This is a genomic window from Pseudomonadota bacterium (assembly GCA_039815145.1).
Classification (GTDB): Bacteria; Pseudomonadota; Gammaproteobacteria; order Steroidobacterales; family JBCBZW01; genus JBCBZW01.
Window position 1 is genome coordinate 14,720 of sequence record JBCBZW010000046.1, and the last position, 20,112, is coordinate 34,831.

The 20,112-nt window shown below is 66.5% G+C and carries 17 protein-coding genes; 8 read left to right on the forward strand and 9 right to left on the reverse strand.

What is annotated here, in order from left to right; genetic code table 11:
* Window positions 1–17: 17 nt before the first annotated feature.
* Together AAF184_13055 and AAF184_13060 are read right to left on the reverse strand one after the other, a co-directional pair.
* On the reverse strand, window positions 18–962 hold the full coding sequence (locus AAF184_13055) for an ankyrin repeat domain-containing protein (GenBank protein ID MEO0423264.1): 945 nt from the start codon (window positions 960–962) through the stop codon (window positions 18–20).
* A 130-nt stretch (window positions 963–1,092) separates the two neighbouring features.
* The gene (locus AAF184_13060) at window positions 1,093–2,556 is read right to left on the reverse strand and encodes a di-heme oxidoredictase family protein (protein MEO0423265.1); all 1,464 of its coding nucleotides are present in this window, start codon (window positions 2,554–2,556) and stop codon (window positions 1,093–1,095) included.
* A gap of 569 nt (window positions 2,557–3,125) precedes the next feature.
* Between AAF184_13060 and AAF184_13065 the strand changes: the two genes are divergently transcribed.
* Complete coding sequence (locus AAF184_13065) at window positions 3,126–3,551, forward strand: rhodanese-like domain-containing protein (protein ID MEO0423266.1); 426 nt, start codon at window positions 3,126–3,128, stop codon at window positions 3,549–3,551.
* 81 nt (window positions 3,552–3,632) lie between these two features.
* Window positions 3,633–4,556 (forward strand): alpha/beta fold hydrolase, encoded by a 924-nt coding sequence (locus AAF184_13070; GenBank protein ID MEO0423267.1) that lies wholly within the window; start codon window positions 3,633–3,635, stop codon window positions 4,554–4,556.
* Window positions 4,557–4,577: 21 nt separating this feature from the next.
* On the opposite strand, the gene AAF184_13075 is transcribed toward AAF184_13070, so the two are convergent.
* From AAF184_13075 to prsT, 4 genes are all read right to left on the reverse strand, one after another.
* Window positions 4,578–5,159 (reverse strand): peroxiredoxin family protein, encoded by a 582-nt coding sequence (locus AAF184_13075; GenBank protein MEO0423268.1) that lies wholly within the window; start codon window positions 5,157–5,159, stop codon window positions 4,578–4,580.
* 98 nt (window positions 5,160–5,257) lie between these two features.
* Window positions 5,258–5,728 (reverse strand): nuclear transport factor 2 family protein, encoded by a 471-nt coding sequence (locus AAF184_13080; protein MEO0423269.1) that lies wholly within the window; start codon window positions 5,726–5,728, stop codon window positions 5,258–5,260.
* A gap of 216 nt (window positions 5,729–5,944) precedes the next feature.
* A complete protein-coding gene (locus AAF184_13085) occupies window positions 5,945–6,583 on the reverse strand; it encodes a PEP-CTERM sorting domain-containing protein (GenBank protein MEO0423270.1) in 639 nt (212 codons plus the stop codon).
* Between the two features lie 282 nt (window positions 6,584–6,865).
* A complete protein-coding gene (prsT, locus tag AAF184_13090) occupies window positions 6,866–9,634 on the reverse strand; it encodes an XrtA/PEP-CTERM system TPR-repeat protein PrsT (protein ID MEO0423271.1) in 2,769 nt (922 codons plus the stop codon).
* Between the two features lie 201 nt (window positions 9,635–9,835).
* Here prsT and AAF184_13095 point away from each other — a divergent pair, with 201 nt between their 5' ends.
* The 3 genes from AAF184_13095 (at window position 9,836) to AAF184_13105 (ending at window position 12,869) form a co-directional block, all read left to right on the forward strand.
* On the forward strand, window positions 9,836–11,158 hold the full coding sequence (locus AAF184_13095) for an AarF/ABC1/UbiB kinase family protein (protein MEO0423272.1): 1,323 nt from the start codon (window positions 9,836–9,838) through the stop codon (window positions 11,156–11,158).
* Window positions 11,159–11,377: 219 nt separating this feature from the next.
* Window positions 11,378–12,442 (forward strand): glycosyltransferase family 4 protein, encoded by a 1,065-nt coding sequence (locus AAF184_13100; GenBank protein ID MEO0423273.1) that lies wholly within the window; start codon window positions 11,378–11,380, stop codon window positions 12,440–12,442.
* A 118-nt stretch (window positions 12,443–12,560) separates the two neighbouring features.
* Entirely contained in the window at window positions 12,561–12,869 is a 309-nt protein-coding gene (locus AAF184_13105; GenBank protein MEO0423274.1) for a hypothetical protein, read from the forward strand.
* A gap of 26 nt (window positions 12,870–12,895) precedes the next feature.
* On the opposite strand, the gene AAF184_13110 is transcribed toward AAF184_13105, so the two are convergent.
* Window positions 12,896–13,498: a cysteine hydrolase family protein gene (locus AAF184_13110; protein MEO0423275.1), complete on the reverse strand. Its 603-nt coding sequence runs from the start codon at window positions 13,496–13,498 to the stop codon at window positions 12,896–12,898.
* Between the two features lie 197 nt (window positions 13,499–13,695).
* Here AAF184_13110 and AAF184_13115 point away from each other — a divergent pair, with 197 nt between their 5' ends.
* Together AAF184_13115 and AAF184_13120 are read left to right on the forward strand one after the other, a co-directional pair.
* The gene (locus AAF184_13115) at window positions 13,696–15,570 is read left to right on the forward strand and encodes a BCCT family transporter (GenBank protein MEO0423276.1); all 1,875 of its coding nucleotides are present in this window, start codon (window positions 13,696–13,698) and stop codon (window positions 15,568–15,570) included.
* 327 nt (window positions 15,571–15,897) lie between these two features.
* Complete coding sequence (locus tag AAF184_13120; GenBank protein ID MEO0423277.1) at window positions 15,898–17,412, forward strand: diguanylate cyclase; 1,515 nt, start codon at window positions 15,898–15,900, stop codon at window positions 17,410–17,412.
* 41 nt (window positions 17,413–17,453) lie between these two features.
* On the opposite strand, the gene AAF184_13125 is transcribed toward AAF184_13120, so the two are convergent.
* Entirely contained in the window at window positions 17,454–18,386 is a 933-nt protein-coding gene (locus tag AAF184_13125; GenBank protein MEO0423278.1) for a hypothetical protein, read from the reverse strand.
* 249 nt (window positions 18,387–18,635) lie between these two features.
* Here AAF184_13125 and AAF184_13130 point away from each other — a divergent pair, with 249 nt between their 5' ends.
* A complete protein-coding gene (locus tag AAF184_13130) occupies window positions 18,636–19,382 on the forward strand; it encodes an SDR family oxidoreductase (protein MEO0423279.1) in 747 nt (248 codons plus the stop codon).
* 46 nt (window positions 19,383–19,428) lie between these two features.
* On the opposite strand, the gene AAF184_13135 is transcribed toward AAF184_13130, so the two are convergent.
* A partial coding sequence (locus AAF184_13135; protein ID MEO0423280.1) for a DUF4386 family protein occupies window positions 19,429–20,112 on the reverse strand: 684 nt, incomplete at its 5' end.

Genomic DNA, 20,112 nt, shown 5'->3' on the forward strand with positions numbered 1-20,112 from the left:
GTGCGGAGCCGGCCAGGCTACGGACTGACCGAAGACTCGAGCAGCGCGACGACCGCGGTGTGCCCACGCGCCCGCGCGACATCCAGCGGGCTCAGGCCTCGACCGGTAACGGCGTTGCGATCCGCGCCGTGATCGAGCAGCAACTGCGTCAATGCCAGCTGCCCGCCCGCCGCGGCGATGAGCAGTGGCGTCCAGCCGCGGCTGGTGGTCGACTCCACGTCAGCACCAGCCTCCAACAGGTAGGCGACCGCGGCTACATGGTCACCCTCCGCGGCGTAGTGCACGGGGCGTTTGCCAGTCTTAGGGCTGGTCGCCGTGAGGTCCGCACCCGCTTGGCGAAGGGCGGCGAGGGTTTGCGCAAACCCTCGGCTTGCCACCAAGCACGCGGCCGGCAGTCCACTCGGAAAGGGCGTATCGGCCCTGGCGCCGGCGTTGGCGAGTTGGCGCACCAACGCGGCGTAATCGCGCTCGGCGGCGTACTGCAACGCGGTGCGACCCTCGCGATCCGGCGCATCCACGTCGGCGCCGGCCGCTACCAGCATCTCGATCATGGCGCTCTGCTCGGAGGTGACGGCGGGCGCGGGCAGGCCGATGAGTTCCAGCCGCGTGCCGAACCCCTCCTGCAGCACCCGCTCTGTCACCTCGTGACCCTGTGTCACGGCGAGCATGAGCGCGGAACGCCCAGCACCGTCGCGGGCGTTCGCGGACGCACCCGCCTCAAGTCCCGTGCGTACCTTGCCGACATCCCCGGCGAGGACCGCGGCGAGCAATGCCTCGTTGAGCTCGCGACGGGTCGGCACCGGCGAGAGCGTCGCTTCATTCGCCTCGCCGTTGACTGCCTCCAGATCGAGCGGCGGTCCCTCACCTGCACCCGCCACGATTGGCATGAGCAGCACAGCCGCCACGGACAGGGTCGCCCTCACGAGCGACAGGCAACGAGCATTTCTGCGAGGCACGGTCATCGGCGATTCGCTCTCCATAGGCGACAAGGAACTCGGGAGGTCGCAAAACGAAAGGGGCGGTGCCGACGCTCCGGCACCGCCCCTTGCTGATCACTATCCTACCGCGACGAAGCCGCGGCGGTAGCCAGCATCAATCGCGATTGTCCACGATCTGCAGCGACTTCAGGAACTCGATCACGTCCGCCTGACCGGCCGAAGAGATCGCGAAGAACGCATCACGCGAGGCGCGACCGTCACCGCCGTGGGCATCGATCGCCTCGGTGATGGTGGTCAGGTCACCCACGTGGCCGTAGGGACCGCTGTTGCCCACGTCCCACAGACGGCGGGAGAGGAACTGCTCGGTCGGCCGCGGCTCGTTGGGGACGGTGAAGCTCGCCGGATCGGCGAAGCCGGCCAGCGTGCCCTGGGCCACCTGCTCGTTGCAGAAGTGGTTGATCTCCTCGTCACAGAGGTTGTGACGCTTGAAATCCGTGAAGGCGGACACGAGCGCCGCATCATCGCCGAGCGGTCGCAGGTTGTTGCCCGGGATTTGGGTGGTCATGTCGAAGCTGAAGGTGTCAAAGTCGCCCACCTGTGCATTGCCCGGCGGGTTGTACGGGTTCGGCTCGGTGTAGAAGCGGCTCTGCAGCACCATGTTCGGGCGGTGGCAGCCGTCGCAACCCACGGTGCGGAAGGTCTCGGCACCGCGCACGATGGCCTGCTGGCGCTCGGGCTCGGGCGGGATCACCCGCGTCGGCACGGGCAGGGCGGCCTGGTAGATCGTGGTCGCGGTGACATCACCCACGGTCAGTTCGTTGGTCATGCCGTCGAGGTCCGGGTCGAGGTTCTCGCCGAAGCGCTCGGTGGTCTGCATGCCGTGGTGGTGGTTCATGGCGTTGTTGGTGAACTCACGCAGGGAGACCACCGCACCCTTCTGGTGGAAGGGCTTGATGATGAGGTCCCAGTCCACCCCTTCGATCTCCGTGGGGTCGACCAGGCCGTCGGCCTGCACGGTGATGTAGCCGAAGCTAACGCCCTTGGCGACGAGCTCGCGGCGCTGGGAGGCACCGGTATCGGCCGCCGTTGCTGCCGCCTCTTCACGAATGGCGATGAGGGCATCGCTCATCTCGCGGGCCAGCATCTCGATGGCGCCGGCGCCGTGCATACCAACCGTGTTGCGGTTGTTGCTGAACTCGCCGGAGATGGAGTCGGTGACCGGGTCCAGGGCCTGGGCCAGCACGAACACGTTCACCGAGAAGTCGCCGTTACCACCGTCCTTAGGATCGTTGTGGCAGGAGGCGCAGGAGTTCGCATCCGGTGCGGACACGCGGGTGAAGGCCGGCTCGTCGGGTACGCGATCCGCGCCCGTGCCGGTGGAGCCCGGACGGTCCTGGCCATCGAGGGCGTTGAAGCGCGCTTCGAAGAGAATGTCGCCAGCGTCGAAGACGTCGTTGAAGTTGAGCAAGCCAGCGTCGATGTCGGCCTGGTCGACGTGGTTCTCGATCACGGGACGCTCGCCGATGATGACATCGCCCTCCATGACCGACTGAGCAGATACGGCAGCGGACACAGCAAGGGTGAGCGACCCGGCCGTGACCAAGATGGTTTTCGTCATGATGATTCCCTGCATTTTGGCGGTTGTCTTGTCGTTTTACTTATGTGGTGGACGCCTTCTTCCGAGCGCTATCACCGACTTCGAGAGTAACAGAACTTTTTCCGGTTTCTAGAATCTTGACGCGTGGAGCGGGTGCAGCAATTCACGTAGCGCGCTGCCCTGGTGCTGCTCCGCGGCGAGGTGCCGTCTCTCTTTCCTTCAGCGTCACCCAACGCCCGGGTCCGTCACCTATCGTCGGGTCCGTCGTATTAGCCAAATGGATCAACGGGCTACCGCGCGCTTGAGACCTAGTCCAGAAAGGGCAGGGCCCGGCGGTCACATCAGAAGCACTGGGACGAGGAGTAGGCGCCTGCCCCCAGGTTGTCCGATTGCAGCTGCTGCGTGTCGGGTCCCGGGAAGGCGCCGGTCACCCAGTTTCGCGAGCAAATCGTGGAACGGCAGCGCGGTGGGATAGACCGGCCCGAGGACACGGTGGTCCAGCCGTTTGCGCGCCCATTGGCCCATTGCGAAGGGGCCCGTTTGGAGTAAAACGTGGGCCGACCCCAACCTCGAACGCACAAGGAGCGACCATGGCCAGTCCCGTCACCGCCACCCCCGCCGCCGACAGCGAGCGCGCCGCCGCGCACTTCGCGAGCTTGCTCGCCTTCGAGACGGACTGCTGGGACACGCACGAGGCCATGCGCACGGGGCAACAGGACTTCGTGCTGCTCGACGTGCGCTCGCCCGCCATGTACCGCCGCAGCCACATTCCCGGCGCCATCAACCTCCCCCACGGCAAGCTCATCGAGAGCAAGCTGCGCGAATGGCCTGTAGATACGCTGTTCGTCGTGTACTGCGCGGGTCCCCACTGCAATGGTGCCGACAAGGCGGCGCTCAAGCTGGCCACCCTTGGGCGTCCGACCAAGAAGCTCGTCGGAGGCATGACGGGCTGGGCCGATGAGGGCTTCGCGTATTTCGCCGGCGAAGCGCCTGGCAGCGTGGCAGAAGTCGAGTAGCCGATCGGGGGCCACGAGCACCCGTGCCCGCACCGTTGCTATGGTGTGGACCTACGCTCGGACTTGAGGACCCACCCGGCCATGCCCCGATCGATCCGCCAGCTCCTGACCTGCCTGGCCCTGGCCACCCTGGCGTTACCGTGCCTGGGTGCCACTGCCACGGCGCCGGTACGCCACACGGTCCGCGTCGATGCGCACCCCATCGCCGTGTGGGAGAAGTCCGCAGCGGATGACGCTGATCGGGCGGTATTGCTGGTGCACGGGCGCACCTGGAGCGCGCGCCCCGATTTCGATCTGCAGGTGGAAGGGGAGCATCTCTCCCTAATGGATGCGTTGGTCGAGGCAGGCTTCGCCGTGTACGCGATCGACCTGCGCGGCTACGGCGAGTCGCCGCGCGACAGCACCGGGTGGCTCACGCCCCAACGCGCCGCCGATGATGTGGTCGCCGTCCTGCGGTGGATTCACCAGCGTCACGGCGATGCGGAGCGACCGCATCTGTTCGGCTGGTCCATGGGATCGACGATCTCCCAACTGGCCGCCCAGGGTCACCCGGACGCGATGGCCTCACTCACCCTGTACGGCTACTGGCACGATCCCGATGATCGCTTCCCGGAGGCGCCGACCGACCAGCCCCCGGCACGCCTCGAGAACACCGCGGAAGCGGCGGCGAGCGACTTCATCACGCCAGGGTCGATCTCGCAGCGAGCCATCGACGCCTTCGTCGAGGCCGCCCTCACCACGGACCCTGTGAAGACCGACATCCGCCGCCTCACCGATTACAACCGCTTGGATCCCGCCGAGGTGAGCGTGCCGACCTTGGTGATCGCGGGTGAGTTCGATCCCCTGGCGCCACAGGACCATCTCGCCAAGCTCTACGTGCGCCTCGGTACCGGCCACAAGCAATGGGTGAGCGTGCCCGGCGGCGACCACGCCGCGCACCTCGAAGCGCCGCGCGAGTACTTCGTACGCGAGCTCGTCGCATTCATGCGCGGCGTACCGGACTGACGCGGACTCCGCGGTGTCCGTTCAGGCGCCCGCGTCCACCGCTGCCAACACCTCGTCGACCTCGGGCCGCTTGCGATAGCCCTTCTCCGCGAACTTCATGCGCAGCTCGCCCTCGGGGCCGAACACCATGATGCCGGGGTGGGGAATGCCGTAGCCGGAGGACCCGGGTTTCTGCTTCTCGTTACGGATGCCGAAGGCGTCGATGATCTTGGAGTCGGGATCGGAGAGCAGGGTGAAGGCGATGTCGAAGCGCTGACTGAACTCGCTCAAGATCTCCGCGCTGTCGTAGCTCACCGACACCAGCGTGAGCCCTCGCGCCGCGAAATCATCGTGTCGCTTGGACAGCTCGATCAGCTGGCGCTTGCAGAAGGGACACCAGTCGGCGCTGCGCACGAAGGCCACGACGAGGCCGTCGCCCTGCGCGGCCAGGTCCGTGAGGGCCACGGTGCTCCCGTCTGGCGCGACGGCGGTCAGTCCCTCGAGGAGCTTGGCACCTTCGGCAGGGCCCCAATCGTAGGCGGGGGCAGCCGCTGACAGGCCAGCCAGGGCCAGGGCGATGGTGGCGCTGACGAACGGATTGGTGAGAAAACGGGGGCGGCGCATGGCGTGACTCCACGGGCGGTTCAACACAGGAAGCCTGAGGAGGGTACGGCAAGCGCCGCGGCACTATCTAACGTTCCGCTAACATCGAAGCGGAGGCCTCACGGCAGGGGCTGGATCACCTCGCGCAGGGTCACCCAGCCGTAGGGCGCATCCTCGGACCTCACCATCACGATCATCGCCCGGCCGCGGGCGACGCCCCCAGGGTCGCCGTTCTTCGGCGTCCAGCCGATCGAGAAGCGGGTGATGGCGATCGCCGTGTCGCCGCAGATGGTCAGCGACTCGCGCACATTGTCAGGCCCCTCGCCGAAGGCCAGATCAACCGCGCTCAGGGTGTTGACGAGATCGGCCCTCAATGCGTCCTTGCCCTCGAAGTAGCGATCGGGACCGAGGGACTTGATCACCTCGTCGTGATGGAACAGGGCGATGCGCTCGATATCACCCGCCTTGAAGGCCGCGCGCACCTCGCGGTTGGTGGCGTCGATCTTCTCGAGATCTGGGGTTTGCTCGGCGGGGACACAATGCGCGACCGCGCCCGTCGCGAGCAGCATCAGCGTCGTGGCAAGTGGCATCAGGGTTCCTGTCTCGGAGTGGGACTGGACGAGCTGGAGGTGATCGCCGAGATGGCACTCTAGCTAATGTCCTCGCTATGGTCGCGCACACGAAACGCCGTCAGCAAGCTGACGAGTGACCGCTGGCGGACATCGGTTGACGCCGATCGGGCGCTCAAACGAAAGCGGGGGTGCGCGCCCCTGCCCGCACCCCCGCTCAGGAGACGTTGTGGCGTGTTACCGGCGTCGTTTGGCGAGCGACTCGCAGCGCCGGCGTGCGTAGGCGAGGCCCCTGAGACCGAACAGTACCAGCGGCATGGTCGCGGGCTCTGGGATCGCCATCTGGCCGATGTTGATCGTGAGTGCGAGGTGGCCGTAATCGCCGTACTCGGCCGTCGTGATGCTCACGGGGTTGCCGGCGAGGGAGATGTTGTTGATGTCGAGATCGACGATGAGCATCCCAGACCAACTCACGAGGTCGCCATCGTCGAAGTGGAAGTCTCCACTGCCAGCGACACCGACGCCGAAGTCGTCCTGATCCGTGTTAGAGCCGTCGTTGTCGACGTAGGCCAGGTCGATGGCGCGGGTGGTGCCGGCGATGGTCAGCTCGGCGTCACCGGAGACGGAAGTGATTTCGAGATCACCGGCCGCCGTGTAGTTGATCAGGTCCTGCCAGGTGTCGTTGTTGCCGAGGTTGTTGCCGTCGTCGAAGAAGCCGCTGCCCGCGGCGCTGGTGGAGCCGGAGAAGGTCCACACCGTCTGGCCGCTGCCCGCATCACCTGTGATATCGACCACCAGGCCCGCCTGGCTGGCGAGGGAGGTCAGGAGGAGCGCAGCGCCCAGGAGGCCGCTCAGCGCCGGGAAATTGCGATTCATCTTCACGTCCCTGTGAGTCGAGGTGAGGTCCGCGCTAGCGCGGGGCTTGCGGTCGCCTCCGGCCGGCGGACTCTCTGTCATTGTCGCCGATTGGCTACTGGAAGCAAAATCCAAGCCACTGACCACTTAATCCTTCAAGATCCGCCAGTTACAGAAAACCACTACTCCTCCCCTGAGAGATTCAGCAACGCCCTGTAAACCAGATCGACAGCTTCTTGAGCGATCGGCTCCGCGCGCGATCCACCCGGTAGGACCGCCTGGCGGGCTTGCTTGCGATCACGGTCAGAGCGTCTCCATCAAGGCTTCCGCCTCGCCGCGCGCCTCGAACTGCCCGCCATCGGCCAGTGCCCGACGCAGCACCGTGCGCGCCTCGTCGCGGGCGCCGGCCCGGGCCAGCCCAGCGGCCAGGTGGTAGCCAATCTCGCCGGTCTCGGCTGCCTCCCACGCGTCGCGCAGGATCGAAATGCCGTTGTCCAACTGATCGTCCAGCACCAGCATCCAGCCATAGGTGTCCTGGATCGTCGGGCTGCCCTTAGCGAGATCGAAGGCGCGCCGGGACGCCTCCAGTGCACGGAAGTCACCGAGGTCGGAGTAGGCCCACGCGAGGTTGTTCCACGCCACCACGTTCTCCCGGTTGAGGCGCAGCAGGCGCTCGTAGTCCGTCGCCGCGGTGACCAGGTCGCCGGCGGCGTGCGCATGCGCTGCCGCGGCCATCAGCACGGTCTGATCCTCAGGGAAGGCATCGAGCCAATCGCGTAGCACCTGCTGCGGCAGCGCGTGCCCGTTGCGCTGACGCGCGCGGTACAGACGCATCACCAGGGCCGTGGACTGCTGCTGCGCGAACACGGCCTCGTAGGCCTGAACGGCCTTCTCATGTTGGCCTCGGACCATCGCGACATCCCCCGTCAGCACCTGACTCAGGGCGCTGACGCCATCCGCCGCGATCAAGCGTTCGAGGTATCCGTCGGCCTCGTCGGCACGGCCTCGATCGACCGCCACGCGGGTGGCCAGGTCCAGCCCCACCGTGTCCTCGGGATGCGCCCGCAGGAGTTGGTCGATGGTGCGGCTCGCCTGCACCAGGTTGCCGCTCGCGTACTCAGCTCGGGCGAGGTTTCTAAGAGGATCGCGGGCCGTGCCGTCGATGCGAAGGCCTGTGCGCAGGCTCTTCACGCCCTCCTCCAACTTGCCGAGACCGATCAGGGCGACGCCGAGGGCGTTGTGCGCACTGACGGCCGTCGGCTGTGCGGCGATCATCTCGCGCGCCACTTCCTCCGCTACGCGGTACTCCCCCACCCTGGCCAACAGATCCACTAGCTTGGCGCGTGGCGCGAGGGCCTCGGGGGCGGCGCGGCGGGCGCGCTCGAGGCTGGCACGGGCGCCGGCCAGGTCATCGGCGCGCAGCTGCAAGCGCGCCAGCGCATCCAAGGCCATGGCGTCGTCGGGGTAGGCCTCGACGAAGGCCGCCAGGCGTTTGGTGGCCGCGACCTCCTCGCCTGCGGCAGCCGCGAGATTCGCCAAATTGACCGCCGCGGTGCTGTAGCTCGGGTCGAGGTCGAGGGCCTGATCGAAGTAGCGCGCCGCCGCCGTGGGGTTGTCGCGCATCTCGACGAGCCCCTGCATGCTGCGCACCGATGCGGAGGCGGGAAACTGCTGCGCGGCGAGCGACGCCTTGCCGCGCGCGGCGTCCACATCCCGCTTCTGCAAGCTCAGCATCGCGTCGAGCACCGCGGCACGCTCGGCGTTGGCGGGATCGTCCCACTCGGCGCCTTCGAGGAGGGCGCTGGCGGCGTCGACGTCCTGGGTGAAGAGGTAGCCAGTAAGCAACTCGAGGCGCGTGTGCTCATCCTCGGGGTTCTCCTCGAGCACGCGTTCCCACAAATCGACGGCAGCGGTGTAGTCGCCCGTCTGCGCATTGGCCGCGCCGAGGAGCGACATCACCTCGCGCTGACTCAACGTCGTTGCGGCGCCAGCACCCGCCGGAGCCGCCTCGCCGCCGCGCCGCGCCGCGGTGAGGAGCGTGCGCACCTGGGGGTCGTTCGGCCGGATCACGGCCATGCGCTCGAGCAGCTCCTCGGCAAGGGTGTACTCACCGCGCACCAGGTAGATCGTAGCCTGCAGAATCTCCCCGGCCACGAAGCCCGGCACCTCCACCAGCACCCGCCCAACAAGATCATTCGCTACAGTCAGATCTCGACGCTCGAAGGCCGTTCGGGCGCGCAGGTACTTGACGAGCACGTGGTCGGCCTGCAGGTCGTTGAGATCGTCAATCGTCTCTTCCGCCGGGCCCAGCTTGCCCTGAGCGAGCTGCGCCTCGGCCAAGGCCAGGCTCAGCTCCCATCGCAGGGGGCGGTGCTCTTCCAAGAGCGGTTGCGCGAGCGCCAGGGCAAACTGCGCTTCGGCCTCCTCGGCGCGACCGAGCTCGTGCAGGAAGCGTCCGTAGTCCAGGCGGACGGTCGGCGAATCGCCGTGGGCCGCGACCGCCGCGTCGTAGGCGCGCTGGGCGCTGGCAAAATCGACCTTGCCCACCGCTGCCCGGGCGATCCCGAGCAGGGCGCGCTCCTCCTCGGGGTCCAGCGCCAGGGCGCGTTGGTAGGCGTCGATGGATCGGTCCGCCTCGCCTTGGGCTTCATAGGCGGCCGCGATGAGGGCGAGGACCTCGGCGCCCTGGGGTTGCGCTTGCGCGAGCTCGACGAGCGCCTCGTCCGGGCGACCCAGCAGCAGAAACGCCTCCGCCATCTTCGCGATGCTGGCCTGCAGATCAAATCCCAGCTCGCGCGCGCGGGCGAGCTCCTTCTCGGCCGTGGCGGCATCGCCGAGGGTCAGCGCCGCCGCGCCCAACTGGTAGCGGACCTCGGGATTACGCGGATCGACGGCCACGGCGTTGCGCAGTTCGATGATCGCTTCGCGGTAGCGCCCGTACTCCTCCGCCTCGGTGGCCCGTGCCAGCTGTTCGAGCGCCCCGTCGTCTGCGCAGCTGGCCGCCAATGCCAGGATCGCCGCAGCCAGCAGCGTCCGGCCGGTGAGCTGCGTATTCCCTCGATCCGTGCCCATCATCTCAGCGCTCTCCTCACCCGTTTGGCGTTTCAAGTCGCGAGATTGTGCACCAGAGCTCAATCGGGAGTGCGGCGTCGGTCCCAATCCTGGGCTCCCAGCCGCGATTCGCGTAGCGCTCATGCGCCGCCCAGGCCGCGTATGCGGTGGCACGTGGTGTGGAGCGCAGACAGGTGTATTCGCCTGCGGTAGCGTCGCCCCATGCAAAACAACGCGACTCGACCGCTCACCACCTCGGCGCTCGGCCGACTCTTCCGCCTCGGCTCGGTCGCCACCCGAGTGTCCACCTCCCTCGCCGTGGAGAAGGCCCTCGGGTTCGCCCTGTCGAGCCCCGTCGCCCAGCTGCGCCGAACGGAGAACTTCGTCGCCAACGCCGTGCGCGTCTCCGAGGCGCTCGGCGAGATGAAGGGCGCGGCGATGAAGGTGGGGCAGATGCTCTCCGTGCACGAAGGACTGCTGCCGCCGGAGGTGTGCGAAGTGCTCCAGGGCTTGCAGCGCGATGCCCCGCCGGTGCCCTTCGCTCGCATGCGCGCTGTGCTGGAGGCGGAGGTACCTGGGGGCCTGGCGCAGTTTGCAGAGCTCGCCAGCGAGCCGCTCGCCGCCGCCTCCATCGGCCAGGTCTACCGGGGACGGCTCACCGACGGCCGAGAGGTCGCCGTGAAGGTGCAGTATCCGGACATCGATCGCGTGGTTCAGGCGGACCTCAAGAACCTCAAGAAACTGGTAGGCGCGCTCGTCGCCATGGTGGTGGAGATCGAGTTCGAGCCCTTCTGGGTGGAACTGCGCGATCGCCTCCTCGAAGAGCTCGACTACGGCCAAGAAGCGAAGAACATCGCCCGCATGAGCGAGCTCTACGCGGACGATCCGACGATCATCGTGCCGAAAGTGATCGAAGAGGCCAGCAGCCAACGCGTGCTCACCATGGAGTACGAGCCGGGGATCGCCCCGGAGGCCGCCTGCTCCGAGCGCTACGATGCGGCGTTGCGCGATCAGTGGGGTGCACGGCACCTGGCGTTCGTGATGCGCGGACTGATCGAGCATCGGTTCCTGCATGCGGATCCGAACTTCGGCAACTTCGCCTTCCGCGAAGATGGCTCGATGATCGTGTACGACCATGGCTGCGTGGCGACGCTGACGCCCGCCGTGGCCCAAGGGTGCGCCCGCATCCTGAGTGACTGCATCGCCCAGGATCTTCCCGCCCTGCCCCACTCACTCCACGCGCTTGGCGTGTACGATCGCACGAGCGGCGCCCGCGTACCGGCGCACGTGGTGGATCCGATCGGGCAGGAACTACTGGATATCGTGGGGCCCGAACCCTACCGCTTCTCCAAGGCCACATCGCTCTACGACACGGTGCTGGACCCCAGCGGCAACTTCCTGCGCGAGTTGAGCCGCCTGGAGCTGCCGCCAGAGCTGACTTTCGTCAACCGCACCCTGAGCGGCGTGTTCGGCAACCTCTGCCGCCTTCGCGCCCGCGGCCGTTGGGCGGAGCTGCTGGCACCCTACGAAAGCGCTCGCGTCTGACGTAGGCGCCGAGACCCGCGAGGGCACGATCCTCAGCCCTGCCAGCTCGCACTTCGCATTGCGATCTGCAACGACCCGTTGCAATGGACAACCACCCGGCGACAGCACGGCACCTCCGGGATGCGCCGTAAACCTAATATAATCAACCGCTTGATAGGTACCCCGGGCATTTGGCCCGCGCTTTGAAGTGGGCTCACTACACCTGCGTAGAGAGCCTTCATGCCAAACGAACACCCACCCCCATCCAGAGTAGAACAACGCACCGTCTCGCCCCTGAGCAGATCACGCCTCGTCCACGTCTTCTCGGACGCCCCGTCAGGCGCTGTGGCCCGCATCGTCGAAGGACTGATGAACAACCGTTTGCTGGCGCGGTTCGATCAATATCCCCAGGTCACCAGCGACCCTGCTGATTGGCGTAGCGCCACCGCAACCGCGGATGTGGCGGTGATTCACCTCTCCATGGGATGGCGCTACCTTCCCGCCCTGCTGAAGCTTCGATGGACGCGCCCGCGCTTGCGCATCGTGCTGGTCGAACACACCTACTGCGCCGGCTATGAATCACATAAGGTTCGGCATCGAGTACGGTTCCGTTCGATGTTGCGGCTCGCCTACGCGATGGCGCACCAGGTGGTGACGGTGAGTCGTGCGCAGCGCGCGTGGATGCTCGACGCTCGCTTGGTATCCCCCAGCAAGCTCGTGCTGATCCCGCCGTACCTCGAGCACCCCGTCCTACGTCGCTTGCCGCCTCCGGGGGTGGTCTCGCCGCTTCGCCTCGGCGCCCTAGGCCACCTCGGCAAGCGCAACGGCTTCGATCAGTTGCTGCAGGCGGTACGACTTCTGCCCCACGAGCACCTGGAGGTGGTCATCGGTGGCGACGGCCCCGACGCCGAGTCGCTTCGCCAGCAAGCCAGCGACCTGCCGCGGGTGCACTTCACCGGCCCCGTGGCCGACGCGAGCGCATTCCTCAGCGCCGTCGACGTGCTCGTGGTGCCCTCGCGCTACGACGCCTTCGGGGCTGTCGTCGCCGCCGCCCGGGCCGCGGGGCGACCGGTGCTCGTGGCCAATGCAGACGGCCTTCCCGAGCAGGTGTCGCCGGACACCGGTTGGGTGCTGGAGGACGATAGTGTCGGGGCGCTCACCGCCGCGCTACGCCGCTTGCCGCGAAGCGCCGCGATCGGTCGCATGGGCGCTGCCGCGAGACGGAGCGCGGAAAAGGGATTCAGGGAGTCGACCCAACGTTGGTCCGCACTGCTGTGGTCGTTGGCCCCGCCCGCGGGCCGCTAGCGGCGCGACTGCGCCTGCCGTGAAAGACGTCGGCGCGAGCGTACCAGTCGCTCGCCCCCGTCGCGGAAATCCCGGACACTCCTACCGATGCAGCGACCTGAGCCACCCGGGAGCCTCCGTGAGAATCATCCACAAGCGCACGAACACGCTCATCGCCGAAGGCAAGCGCGGTTGGGCCATCACGCCCTTCGAGGGCAACTTCTACATCTCCCGGTCAGCCCTGCGCACGCGGAACTTCAAGGTCAACTTCATGCCAGGACTGTGCGTGTACAAGCTGCTGTTCGTCTGGCTGGACTTCCACGCTAAAGACGGCGAGACGGACAAGCACCTGGGGTGGCTGTACTGGCTGGCGAATCCCCTGATGCCCTTCATCTGGTTCCGTGTCGCCGTGCCCGGCAACCATCCCGACCTCGTGATCGAGCCCTAGCCTCCGACACGAACCTAGCGAAATCGCTAGTCCGGCACGTCACCGGTGGTCGGCACCACCGCCGCGACCAGGTCGGCGAGCGACGCCAATGCGGCTTCCTGCACGGCCGTCGAGGCGATCGGCTCGCCCGTGGTGGAGGACGGCAGGGCGCGCGTTGCCGTCGCCGATGCGGCCACGGCCGCCGTGTAGCCCAGGGAGAATGCCCCGCGGGCCGTTGAGTTCACGCACATGTGGGTCATGAAGCCGACCAGAATCAAATTCTTGATCCCCTGGCGGGTGAGCAGGTCGTGCAGCTCCGTCTCCACGAAGGAGTTGGGATAGTTCTTGGTGATCACAGGCTCGCCATCGCGCGGCGCCAACGCATCCACGATCTGGCCGATATGGTCGTTGACGTCGTAGGGGCTGCCGGGGCCTGCGTCGTGGCGCACGTGGAAGATCGGTCTCCCGGCTGCACGAAAGCGCTCCAGCAGCAAGCGACACTCCTCGATCGCCGGGTCCACATGATCGAGCTTCATGATGCCCTCGCGATAGGTATTCTGCGCATCGATGATCACCAGCGCTGAATCGCTGATCGGCGGCGCCTTGTCTTCGAGGCCTACGATGTGGCGAATGGTCTTTAGCTCACTCATGACTGTGCTCCAAACCCGGTGAAATGGCGTTGCAGGTGCAACGTCCGAATGCACTGAGGATATCAGCTTCCGGAAGCCATTCGCCGGCTTGCGCGCGAGCGCAAGGGATTCGACAAATCGTCGATCGGTGAGCGTCCTGCACCCGTCCAACCCGCCTCTCAGAAAAAAAACGGTCAGCACGTTACACTGCACCGTCTATGGATAGACCAGCTATCGAAGGCTTCTTTGGCCGCACCGCGCGCTTCACGAAGTTGCGCATCCGCACGGCCGACTCCGGGTTCTACAAGGGTTACAGCATCCCGATCGCGGTGATCAGCAAGACGATCATGTCCTTGCTGGTGATCTGGGCGTTGGCGTTTCCGCTCAATGCGAACAACGCGCTGGGCCTCGTGAACGCCACGCTCCTGCAGTACTTCAACGCGTTCTACGTTGCCGTGGCCGGGGGATTTCTTCTCTTTCTCCTCGTGCTCGCGTTCCTGCCAGCGACGGGTCGGCGCAAGCTCGGGCGCGCCGAGGACAGGCCGGAGTTCTCCAATATCTCGTGGTTCTCGATGATGTTTGGCGCAGGGTTGGGCGTGGGTCTGATGGTCTACGCCACGGCAGAACCGCTCGGCCTGTGGGGCGCAAACCCCGTGTTGCTCGCCACGGAGGTGGAGCCCAACACGCGTGAAGCGGTGCGCTCTGCGATGCGCTACACCTTCCTCCACTACGGCTTCAACGCGTGGGCGATCTACGTGGTGAGCGGCCTGTGCCTGGCCTACTACGCGTACACGCGCGACATGCCGCTCACAGTACGCTCGGCGCTAACACCGATACTGGGCAAGGCAGCCAACGGTGCGATCGGACACGTCGTCGACATCCTCGGCGTCGTGGCCACAATCCTGGGCGTGTCCGTCACCATCGGCTTCGGCGTGAGCCAACTCGTCGAGGGCATCTACTCGGTGACGGACCTGGCGTGGTTGGTGCAAGACGGTAGCGAAGCGGGGCCGGCGCGGCCGAGCACCGTGGGACTCATCTCGGCGCTGCTGCTGATCATGACGCTGTCGGTGCTGTCGGCGGTGTCGGGCGTAGGGCGCGGCATCAAACACCTGTCGAACCTCAACCTCGCGCTGTCTAGCCTGCTATTGCTCGTGTTCGTGTTCTTCGGGTCCTTCACCTTCGCCATGTCCGAGTACGCGAGCAGCTTGTTCGACTACGTCGCGCACCTGCTGCCCCTGTCCTTCGAGTCCTTTGCGCCCCTCTCCCAAGCGGACCTCGAGACGGCGCTGCCGGCGGCCGTCGCGGCACTGCCGGCGGACGACTTGGCCGCCGTCTACGCCGCCAGCACCAATGCCTACGGCTCGCTCGCCGGGTTCAAGGAGGGTCTCCCCGCCGCGTTCAACGCGCTGGAGGGCGCTGACCAACTGGCCGTGGCGACCTACGAGGCCGCCCAGCAGGGGCGCCTCTTCAACTGGCAGTCAGGCTGGACGACCTTCTACTGGGCCTGGTGGATCGCCTTTTCGCCCTTCGTCGGGCTGTTCCTGGCGCGCATCTCCCGCGGTCGCACGGTGCGTGAGTTCATCATCGCCTGCGTATTCGTTCCCGCACTCGTCTGCTTCGCCTGGATGACGATCCTCGGCAGCACGGCGATCGATCTGGAACTCTCCGGCATCGCCGATGGCGCGATCATCAACGCCACCACCACCAACAAGCTGTTCGCCGCCCTCGATCAGATGCTGAGCGGCGACTTCCTCTACGCCGTTACCGCCATGTGCGTGCTGCTGATCCTCACCTTCCTGGTGACCTCGGCGGACTCAGGCATTCTGGTCATGAACACGATCATGTCCGGCGGTTCGATCGACACGGACATCAAGCACCGCATCGTGTGGGGCGTGATCCTAACGCTGGTGATCGGTGCGCTCATCGTGGCCGGGAGCAGTGGCGCGCAGTCGAACCCCTTCGACGCTCTACGCAACGCGATGATCATCGGTGCCCTGCCCTTCGCCCTGGTGATGGTGCTGATGTGCGTGTCGCTGGTGATCGCGGTGATCGCCGACGATCAGGCGGCGCGGGCAGCGAACCCTAGGCAGTAGCGCATCCGCGACGAACGTACCCGTGCCGTTATGTCGTCTTCGTCCGACACGACGCAACGGGCGCTTTGCACGCGAAGCGCAGATCCCACGGATCCCGCCGACAGCTCGTCGCGCTCTCGTCGAATCCGCGTATTGACGTAACCGGCGACCCACGTAGCAATACGCCGCAACCGATACGCGCGCGCGAGCACCAGTGCCGCCAATGCCGTGCAAGTCCTTTCGCCCCGGGCCGACACAGAGGGTTGGTGAAAGTGGGCAGGCCAAGGCACGGTGCAGAGCACGACACCTCAGCGAGACGCGCGGCCGCTGTCGCGACAGGAGACCTGGTTGGCGCTGGCGGCCTACGGCGTCACGTTATTCCTCGTCATCGTCTTGTCGTTTCAGGTCGGCTTCGCCACCAACTCGGTGGTGGCGGTGTGGCCGGCCTCCGGCATTGCCACCTGCGCCGCCCTGCAGTACGGCTGGCGGGCTTTCCTGCCCATCTTGCTGAGCGGTATGGCGTACTCCTTCCTCTTCTTGCCCGAAGTGCCCGCGGGGCTCTTCGTGTCGACCAGTGTGGGCAACGGGGTCGCCGTGTGCAGCGCCGTGGCGGCCTACCGGCTGCTGGGCGGGCCGGCCGCCCCGTTTTCGAACGTGGGCGCGGTGCTCCTGGTCATGGGCGTGCTGGCGGCAGGCCATAGCGTCATCGCTGCGTCGGTGGGAGCTGGCGCCGTCGGCGTGTACATGTGGCTGCCCTGGTCGGATACCTGGACGCTCTGGTGGCGTTGGTTCTTCTCCGACTTCACCGGCGTGGTGTTGGTGTTGCCCGCCGCCGTGGCGCTGGTGCCCCACGTGAGCGCACCTCTCAAGATGGTACGTCGCGCGTTTGCCGGCCGAGACCGCGCCCTGGCGCTGTTAGCCTCCGCTTCGATGGCGGCGGTGCTGGTGGCGGCGGCCGAGCTGTTCCCGGGGCAGTCCAGTGCGTACACACTGGTGTTGCTCACGATGCCCTTGTGCACATGGCTGGCGTTTCGCGCGGATACCACCGGCGCGATGGTGCTCCTCTCCGCCACCATCACGGTGGCCCTGGTGCAGGCCCTGATGCGCGTGGGCACGCCAACCGACGAGGTGTTCCTCACGGTGCAGCTCTACGGCATGATCGTGATGTGCACCAGCCTGGTCATTCACGCCGGCGCCAACGAACGGCGCAAGGCAGTCCGCGCGTTAGCCCAGGAGCGCGCCAACCTGGAGGCCACCGTCGCCTCGCGCACGGCGGAGCTGCGCGACCAGGTCATCGCCTACCGCCAGATCAAGCGCGAACTGGAATCCCTGGTGAAGAAGGATCCGCTGACGGGCATCGCAAACCGGCGGGCGTTCCTGGAACGCGGCGAGCAGGAGGTGCGCCGTCACCAGCGCACCGGTGAGGCCCTCAGCCTGATCATGGTGGACATCGATCACTTCAAGAGCATCAACGACAGCTGCGGCCATGCGGTGGGCGATCAGGTGATCGTCAGTGTGGCCAAGTGTCTCGCCGAGACTTTGCGTGCCGGCACGGACATGGCGGCCAGGATCGGCGGCGAGGAGTTTGCGTGCCTGTTGGGCAACACCGATCGCACCGCCGCCCTGGCCACGGCCGAACGCCTGCGCGTCGCGGTGGAGGGCTTGGAAGTGCCTACGGATCGGCGCGTACTGCGCATCACGGCGAGCTTTGGCGCGTGCACGCTCAGCCGCTCGCGGGCCGACCTCGAGGGATTGCTGCTCGGCGCTGATGATGCGCTCTACGCCGCGAAGCGTGCCGGTCGCAACTGCGTCTACGACCTGCACGGTGGCGCCCCGACGGTGGAGCTGAAGGCAAGTCGCTAGCGCGACGTGAACCCGGGGCCATGGGCTGGGAATCCAATGCGCTAGTCGTCCAGATCATCATCGATCTCGTGTAGAAACGGTCGCGCGCGTTGCAGCATCAGCGTCAAGCGTACGATGAGATCGTCGGCTCGCGTCCAGTCGAAGCGATCGCCCTGCGCCGTCGATATCAGATCGACGCCCCACCCGAGCGCGAACTGCCGTTCGATGAAGTACTCGCTGGTGATGAACGCCTGCACGTCGGGGTCATCGCTGGTGCTGAGCGTGAAACTCGGATCGACCCGAGCGAACATGGAGTGGCGCAGGAGCCACGACGGGTAGTCGCTCAGGTCGTACTCGTAGCGCCCGCCGCCGCGATGGCTCACGCGCCAGTCGAGGTCATCCTCCAGCATCTCATCCTCCAGGTCGAAGGACAGGTGCGCCGTCGCGCCCAGACGTTCGTCGAGAAGCCACAGGGTGACCGCCCCCTCGAAGAGCACGGAGGCGAGCATATCCGGGATCTCCTTCATCTTGACCACCGTGCTTCGACGACTGAGCTGAAACCTCCGCTCCTCGGCCAACCAGTCCAGCAGCGACCGCCCGAGGGCCGCCGTGTTGGGGCTCATCATCACGGTGACGTTGAGGGGCACCGGTCGTCCCTCGTCTAGGCGGAGTCCCTTTGCTCCCGGATCGTAGGCGAACACGTGGCGGCCGGTGCGGCGGGCGTAATCGCGCTCGAAGTTGACCCAGAGGGAGTCGGCTGACGCTCCTCGCTCGAGGTAGATCAGGCCGTCGCAAGCGAGAATTCTCTCGACGATACCGTTGCTAACGGCGGCATCAGGATCCGGCTCCTGGCGCGGAAAGACCTCGGGCCTCACATGCGGCGCACGCTCGTTCAGGGTAGCGACCAACGACGCCACCGTCTCCTCATCGGCGTACGCATGGGAGATGAATACTGACTGCGGTAAGGAGTTCCAATCGATGCCGAGCATTGCCATCACGCACCCTACCGTGACCTGCCTCACGACGGTAGCCGCAGATCCCCAAAGTGAGCAAGTGCCGCCTCGGGCAGGCACCCCCTTGAAACCGCTGACGGGCGGCCAGAACTCCCGCGGTCTACCCCGCCGTTACGCGTGGCAGCAATGGGATCGCGCCGCGGCGGTAACGTTTCTCGGCGAGGGGAAACAACACGTCATCTGGCCGTACAGCACAACCGCTCGGCCGTCAGTACTTTGAGGAATAAGCTAATGGCTAACTTGAATATTAATGGCAAGACCGTCCTGGTCACAGGCGCCAACCGCGGCATCGGCAAGGCCATCGTCGAGACCCTGCTCGAACAGGGCGCCGCCAAGGTGTACGCCGCCGTGCGACGGCTGGACAGCGCCGCGCCGCTCGTCGAGCAGTACGGCGACCGGGTGGTGCCGGTGGCTTTCGATCTCACCGACGCGCAGACCATTCACGCCGCGGCCGAGGTGGCGAGCGACGTCGAGGTGGTGATCAGCAACGCCGGCGTACTGCGCCCGGCCGAGGCCCTCTCGGACGATGTGTTCGACGCGCTGAGTTTCGAGCTCGACAACAACGTCTACGGCCTCCTGCGCGTAGCGAAGGCCTTCGCACCGGTGCTCGAGCGCAACGGCGGCGGCGCCCTGGTGCAACTGAACTCGGTGGCATCGCTGAAGAACTTCCCCGCCTTCGCCACCTATTCGGCGTCTAAGGCAGCTGCCTACTCGCTGACGCAGGCCCTGCGGGCTCAACTCGCCGAGCAAGGCACCGCGGTGGTGAGCGTGCATCCGGGCCCGATCGCGACGGACATGGGCGATGCGGCGGGGCTAGGCGAGATTGCCGAACCGCCCTCCCTTGTGGCGCAGGCCATCATCGAGGCGCTGGCCGGTGGGGAATTCCACGCCTGGCCGGACAGCATGGCCAAGCAGTTCCAGGAGGCGTACGGGAGCTTCGCGAGCGGCGTGGTGGAAGCGGACCTGAGCGAAGGCTAAGGCCCGTGCTCGGCGTGCGGCGCGTCCCTTCCCGGGGCGCGTCGCATCACCGCCCAGGGGCGCTTCGATCTTCCCCCTTGCGAAGCAACAGCACCGCACCGACGCCGAGGAACCAGAGAATCTGCGTCAACCCGAAAACCGCGCCGAGCCCGCCTAGCGACGGCACGATGGTGGCAATGCCTGCCAGGCCAACGATCAAGCCAAGCCAGTTGACCCAACTCGGCAGCAGGATGCCAGCGCGCAGCGCAGCGGCGCTCACCAGCAACACCCAGAGCCCACCGACCACTTCGACGCCGCCGCCCAGGCCGTCCTGGACCACGCCGACGGCCGACCACAAGGACACCGCTTCGTCAGCAGCACCGTTGGCGTAAGCCCGGGACACGGCCGCCACGCCGACGTTGGCCACCATACCGCTGGCGATCACCAGCCCAGCCCAGATGAACCCGAAGGGCGTCGCGATACTCATCAAGAGCGTGTCGGGCACCGCCAGCAGGCGGTGGAGCGTGGCCGCGAGGGCGACCAGGGCGACCCCGAACACGACGTAGATAACGATGTTCCAGAGTTGAAACAGAGTCTCGCGCTCAAGAATGAATTCGAGCTTCTGGCGGGCGGACCATCCATCGACGTCGCCGGGATTCATGACGGTCGCGAGCATCACGAAGCCGACGACGTAGCACACGGCCTGCACCATCGCGGCGACGCCCGCAAGGCGACTGCACGCACGAGACGC

Coding starts and splice junctions, on each gene's coding strand:
- AAF184_13055 (MEO0423264.1), bottom strand. CDS start 962: ATGACCGTGCCTCGCAGAAATGCTCGTTGCCTGTCGCTCGTGAGGGCG.
- AAF184_13060 (MEO0423265.1), bottom strand. CDS start 2,556: ATGACGAAAACCATCTTGGTCACGGCCGGGTCGCTCACCCTTGCTGTG.
- AAF184_13065 (MEO0423266.1), top strand. CDS start 3,126: ATGGCCAGTCCCGTCACCGCCACCCCCGCCGCCGACAGCGAGCGCGCC.
- AAF184_13070 (MEO0423267.1), top strand. CDS start 3,633: ATGCCCCGATCGATCCGCCAGCTCCTGACCTGCCTGGCCCTGGCCACC.
- AAF184_13075 (MEO0423268.1), bottom strand. CDS start 5,159: ATGCGCCGCCCCCGTTTTCTCACCAATCCGTTCGTCAGCGCCACCATC.
- AAF184_13080 (MEO0423269.1), bottom strand. CDS start 5,728: ATGCCACTTGCCACGACGCTGATGCTGCTCGCGACGGGCGCGGTCGCG.
- AAF184_13085 (MEO0423270.1), bottom strand. CDS start 6,583: ATGAATCGCAATTTCCCGGCGCTGAGCGGCCTCCTGGGCGCTGCGCTC.
- prsT (MEO0423271.1), bottom strand. CDS start 9,634: ATGGGCACGGATCGAGGGAATACGCAGCTCACCGGCCGGACGCTGCTG.
- AAF184_13095 (MEO0423272.1), top strand. CDS start 9,836: ATGCAAAACAACGCGACTCGACCGCTCACCACCTCGGCGCTCGGCCGA.
- AAF184_13100 (MEO0423273.1), top strand. CDS start 11,378: ATGCCAAACGAACACCCACCCCCATCCAGAGTAGAACAACGCACCGTC.
- AAF184_13110 (MEO0423275.1), bottom strand. CDS start 13,498: ATGAGTGAGCTAAAGACCATTCGCCACATCGTAGGCCTCGAAGACAAG.
- AAF184_13115 (MEO0423276.1), top strand. CDS start 13,696: ATGGATAGACCAGCTATCGAAGGCTTCTTTGGCCGCACCGCGCGCTTC.
- AAF184_13125 (MEO0423278.1), bottom strand. CDS start 18,386: ATGGCAATGCTCGGCATCGATTGGAACTCCTTACCGCAGTCAGTATTC.
- AAF184_13130 (MEO0423279.1), top strand. CDS start 18,636: ATGGCTAACTTGAATATTAATGGCAAGACCGTCCTGGTCACAGGCGCC.